This is a genomic window from Desulfomarina sp. (genome assembly GCF_054039375.1).
Genome location: NZ_JBPLBA010000222.1, coordinates 1 through 4,710, shown reverse-complemented (window position 1 = coordinate 4,710; position 4,710 = coordinate 1). Strand labels below are relative to the sequence as shown.

Sequence of the window (4,710 nt, the reverse complement as noted above, 5' to 3'; positions counted from 1 at the left end):
ATCAGTCTAATGTGATTTTTGAAATACGCCTGATAAAACAGGCCCAATCCCCAGACTCACAAATAACAGACTGAGTTTCGTAGGTGAACAGATATATTATACATAAAACAGGCCAATAGCCAGAGTTATCAGAAGAGGGAGAGCCGGAGAGACTTTTTGCGGACAGACACAATTTGCAAACATGAACAGAGAGGGAAGGATTATTTCTGCAGGCGGAACAGCAATACTCCTATCCTGACCTTGTCCCGGGTGGAATATTTATAGGGTGCTTTATGGACAATAACAGGATAATCAATGGAATTGATATCAAACTTTTTCTGGAGATACTCCACAAGTTGCATGGGAATATGGGGTGCCGCGTCGTTGATTTTCCAGATCACTGCAGCCTGTGAAAACGGTGAAGAATTGATCAGCATTTCAAAAGCATAACCCGGGATAACCGCCTGGCTGTCGGGAAACTGGAAATGCATGTTTCCGGCAATAAAGCGGTTGTTGCTGATAATCAGACCTCCGTCGAAACCGTCTTTGCGGATTTCATTTGCTAATTGTGTGAAGGGATAATTCAACCTGCAATAGTGATGGGTCATTGGTGCACCGACGACCCGCAGCGTAAAGGCACAGTAAACGGCAACGGCAGAGAGAATGGTGACACCAATAAACCGCTTAAACTGTTTTTCGGTGACTGTATTGACATCAAAGCGTGAAAAGAATACAAGAGGTGCTGCAAAGAGAAGGGGTTGCATCCAGCGGTCCTTGACATAGGAAACCTTGAACAGGAGAACGACGACAAGGAGAACGAGTACAAAAAAAAGGCCGTAGCGAAGCATGAACCGTGCGGAAAATTCTTGCCCTGGTGCCGGTTTTCCGAGGTAACCGGTGGGAAAGAAAAGCAGGTAGATAAACCAGAGAGGTGTGAGAAAAAGAAAGGTATTGATAAAAAAGCTTGTGACACCTTTGACCTGGTACATTTCAACCGCCTGCTTGAATTTACCGGTTGCAGAGAAAACGATCTCCTGATGAGTATACATCCAGTACAGGTAAAGGCTGCTGAGGCAGAGAGCAATAAAGACACTGAGGAGGAACTGTCTTGAGAACAGCACCTTTCTTCCCCGGCGAAAAGTCAGGAGGGTAAGGCCGAGAATCAGGAGAAAGAGAAAGAAGTTGGCCTTGGCCAGAATACCGATACCCCAGAAAAATCCCAAAAGAAGAGCGTTGAAAAAAGACCTGTTTTCCAGCAGTCTCAAAACTGTCCATAAAACAGCGGCGGCGGCGCATACCACCAGGGTCGTGTGTGTCATGTCCCGTTGGGACTCCCAGCCGATCTGTGGAATCAGGATCAGGGAGCAGGATGCCATTATGGCTGCCCGTTCATTGTTCAACAGTTTTTTTCCGCTGAGAAAGACAAAAAGATAGGTAAGAAAAAGCAGGCTGTTTTTCAGCAGGCTGACCGCCAGTACATTTTTACCAAGCAGATGGAAAAGTCCATACTGTATCCAGGTATAGAGTGGTGGCTGTTCCGTGTACCCGGACAGAAGCCATTGACCCAGGAGGGCCTGCTCCGCTTCATCATAATCCAGGGAGTCGGAGACCAGGACTCGAAGAACTATATGCAGGACAAAATACGTGACCAGAGCGGCAATAAAATACGGAGTTAAGGATCGTTTTCCTGTATTTTCCATTATTTCTCATCTCCGCAGGCTGTCTGTTTTTTTTCCTTTGTCCAAAGAATGATATTTCTACTGTAGACGACAAAACCAAAAATCTGGCCGATAAAAAGAACCGGATCTCTTCGAATGATTGCATAGGAAAGTACCATGAGAGAACCGCCGAAACTGATAATCCAGAATCCAACGGGAAGCAGTGATTCTTTTTTTCTTTCTGCATAAATCCATTGGAAAACAAAGCGAAAGGTAAAAACAAACTGACCGGTCACTCCCCAGATCATAAGTGGACGGGAGATATCCCTGTTTGCAAGAATGGTCTGAAAATTATAGCTGTCACCACTCAGCAGCCAGATAATGGCAAGGCCGGGGAAACAGATGGCGAAAAAACGGACCGGTGCCGGAATATTTTTCCAGAAACCATGGTAATGGAGATTTCTGATATAAATACCATAGGTGATGGCCTGGCCGGTTATTATGGCAAGGTCATTTCGGAGGATTCCATAAACCATCATAAGAAATGAAGCGAGAATGCTGAGTTGCCAGAAGAGAAGAGGGGAGAGAATACGGCCTGCTTTTTCCGAGCTGATCCACTGGACAAGAAGCCGGGCGGAAAAGAGCAACTGGGAGAGAAACCCTATACTGAAAACAAAATACTGATTCATCTGGACCAGTCTGCAATCCCATAGCTGATATATCTGCTGCGCATCCAGCGAAAGGCAAGGGTGTCAAAAAAAGGTCCGACAAGGCGATTCAGCAGGTGGTATTTGCTGGTTCCGGCCAGTCGCGGGTAATGGGAGACAGGGATTTCCATGACACGGCCCCCCTGCAGCTGGACAAGAGCGGGCATGAAACGATGCATGCCGGTAAAAAACGGCATCTGCCGGGCGCAGTCTGTTTTGATGATTTTCAGGGGGCAACAGGTGTCGCTTATGCCGTCATTGATCATCAGTCTTCTGTAACTGTTGGCAAATCTGGAGGAAATTTTTTTGATAAGGCTGTCCTTTCGTTTTGCTCTGATGCCGTTGACCATGTCGTATTCGGGAAAATATTGAAAGTAGAGGAGAAAATCCTCCGGTTTTGTCTGCAGATCCGCATCAATATAACCCACGAGTGAAGTGCTGCAGTTGTCTATTCCCGCCTTGATGGCTGTGGAGAGGCCGTAATTCCGGTCAAGTGTCAGGTACCCATGGTGGCTTGCGGTGTCACATCTTTGCCGGAGAAGAGCTGGGCTTTCATCCGTGGATCCGTCATCAATAAAGAGAACACGGGTCGGAACCGGGCTGACCTTGAGAAACTGTTCCATGGTTTCAAAAAAGGCGGGCAGACTCTCCTCTTCATTATAAACGGGAACTATGATGGTAAACGTCTTGTCCATTGGACCTGTTACTCCTCGGTTGCTCCAAACCGGCCGTTACCCGAACCGGAATTCATAGTTTGGCGGAGCCGGACCAGATAAAATTCCAACCTTCCATCGTTACCAGACATTTTTGTTGAACTCAAGAGTTTTTCTGATTACCCATGAAACCCGGCCAGATTGGAATGGTGCCGGGCCGGTGGATGTTCAAGGGTTGAAATCTGTACTCTTCAGCCTGGGTCCGGGAGGTTCCTGACTGTTTCCTCCCGGATAATTTTCCAGCCATCCGGTTCCCTGTTGAAAGTCAATTTTTTAATGATCCTGTCAGCATATCTGTCAGATTCATAAATCTGTTGAAAGGTGATGGTGATTTTCCCCGGTTGTATCATTTCAATGACGGGATTAACCAGATCGATATGTATAAATTTCGGGAGGGTCAGGCTGTTTTCTCTTTTCTTTTTCCACCTGGCCAGGTTGGTTTGATCCGCAGGCATGAATGAATCACTGTACGCGCCAAAATAGGCTTTTAAATCACCATTTTCCCAGGAATTTTTCCAGTTTTCAAGGGCATAGAATGCTGCAAGTCTGGCGGAAAAACGGTTTTCCGCGGTCGGTTTTTCCCGAGAAGGGTTTTCAGTTTCCTCCTGTGCTGACCTGTACGGGGGCCGGGCTGATTTACCGGTCAGTGCCTGCCAGGCGGAAGGATTAAATGCCATTATTCTCTGCATGATCCGGTAGTCGGATCCGGTTTTGATCATTTTGGGAGAAGAATATGGCTTGCTTGTTTTCAGGGTGTCGGCAATGGTTTTTTTCAGTTCTGAAAGGGTCATTATCCCATAACCAAAACCGGAAAGGTGGTCCTTTTTCAACTGAAGTTCCATCTTTTCGAAAAGTTTTCCGCTCCTGATGTTTTGCAGGACCTCCTCAGCTTTTTCACGGGATGGAAGTTTTATAAATCTGAACAGTTTATCATCTGATGTTTTTTCAAAGTCTTCAGTCGGTTTCCGGGTGAGTGGCAGCAGTTTTTCTTTAAGAAAAGTTCCTTTGAATCCGAGAAATCGTGCTCTTGAAAGGCTGAGCCAGGCCAGATCATACCGTTGTTTCTGAAAATAGACTTCGGCCAGATAATAATAAGCGAAAGTGAATCCAGGGTCCAGGGAGAGCAGTGTGGTAAACTGTTTTTCTGCCTTGTCCAGCTGGTTGTTGGCGAAATAGAATTTTCCCAGGTCGTATTTGAACCATTTTGAGGATGGGTTGTGATTGACCGCTTTTTCACCTTCTCTTATCGCATCGGGAATCAGGCTGAGGCTGTAATAAAGTACTGCCAGTTTCATGTGGAGGGAGGGGTGTCTTGAGTCATCAAGATCAATTGCTTTTCGCAATGCGTCACTTGCCTCAAAATGATGATCTGCCTTGATCAGTCTGCCGGCAGTTTCTATGTATTTTTTACATGCATTTGTTTCATTTGCTCTTGCAGGTAAAAACGGCAACAACAGTAAGAAGATAAAAATAATGGATAAAAAAGATGTTTTTGCGGTTGGCATATTCTGTATTTCCATTGTATTGCTAAAGTTTAGAGTTTCACATTTATTTCCATCATTACGATGGAGGTGGATTTTTCTCCACTATATTGCTCTTTGACATCATATATTCTTGTTTTCCAGGGCAAAAGCCTCTATTCGGCTCTGATCC

The 4,710-nt window shown here is 45.6% G+C and carries 4 protein-coding genes; all 4 read right to left on the bottom strand.

Annotated elements, in window-relative coordinates:
* Positions 1-200 precede the first annotated feature (200 nt).
* The 4 genes from ACXLDX_RS12495 to ACXLDX_RS12480 all read right to left on the bottom strand — a co-directional run bounded on the left by ACXLDX_RS12495 (position 201) and on the right by ACXLDX_RS12480 (position 4,562).
* Positions 201-1,679, bottom strand: a complete 1,479-nt coding sequence (locus tag ACXLDX_RS12495; RefSeq protein WP_457577519.1) for an ArnT family glycosyltransferase — start codon at positions 1,677-1,679, stop codon at positions 201-203.
* Positions 1,679-2,326 (bottom strand): lipid-A-disaccharide synthase N-terminal domain-containing protein, encoded by a 648-nt coding sequence (locus ACXLDX_RS12490; RefSeq protein WP_457577518.1) that lies wholly within the window; start codon positions 2,324-2,326, stop codon positions 1,679-1,681. The genes ACXLDX_RS12495 and ACXLDX_RS12490 overlap by 1 nt, the downstream gene beginning before the upstream one ends.
* Positions 2,323-3,039 (bottom strand): glycosyltransferase family 2 protein, encoded by a 717-nt coding sequence (locus tag ACXLDX_RS12485; protein ID WP_457577517.1) that lies wholly within the window; start codon positions 3,037-3,039, stop codon positions 2,323-2,325. The genes ACXLDX_RS12490 and ACXLDX_RS12485 overlap by 4 nt, the downstream gene beginning before the upstream one ends.
* Before the next feature lie 209 nt (positions 3,040-3,248).
* Positions 3,249-4,562, bottom strand: coding sequence for a tetratricopeptide repeat protein (locus ACXLDX_RS12480; RefSeq protein ID WP_457577516.1), 1,314 nt, complete (start codon positions 4,560-4,562; stop codon positions 3,249-3,251).
* Between the last annotated feature and the right edge of the window lie 148 nt (positions 4,563-4,710).

Bases quoted from the DNA above. Each gene is read 5' to 3' on its own strand.
- ACXLDX_RS12495 (WP_457577519.1), bottom strand. From the start codon at position 1,679: ATGGAAAATACAGGAAAACGATCCTTAACTCCGTATTTTATTGCCGCT.
- ACXLDX_RS12490 (WP_457577518.1), bottom strand. From the start codon at position 2,326: ATGAATCAGTATTTTGTTTTCAGTATAGGGTTTCTCTCCCAGTTGCTC.
- ACXLDX_RS12485 (WP_457577517.1), bottom strand. From the start codon at position 3,039: ATGGACAAGACGTTTACCATCATAGTTCCCGTTTATAATGAAGAGGAG.
- ACXLDX_RS12480 (WP_457577516.1), bottom strand. From the start codon at position 4,562: ATGCCAACCGCAAAAACATCTTTTTTATCCATTATTTTTATCTTCTTA.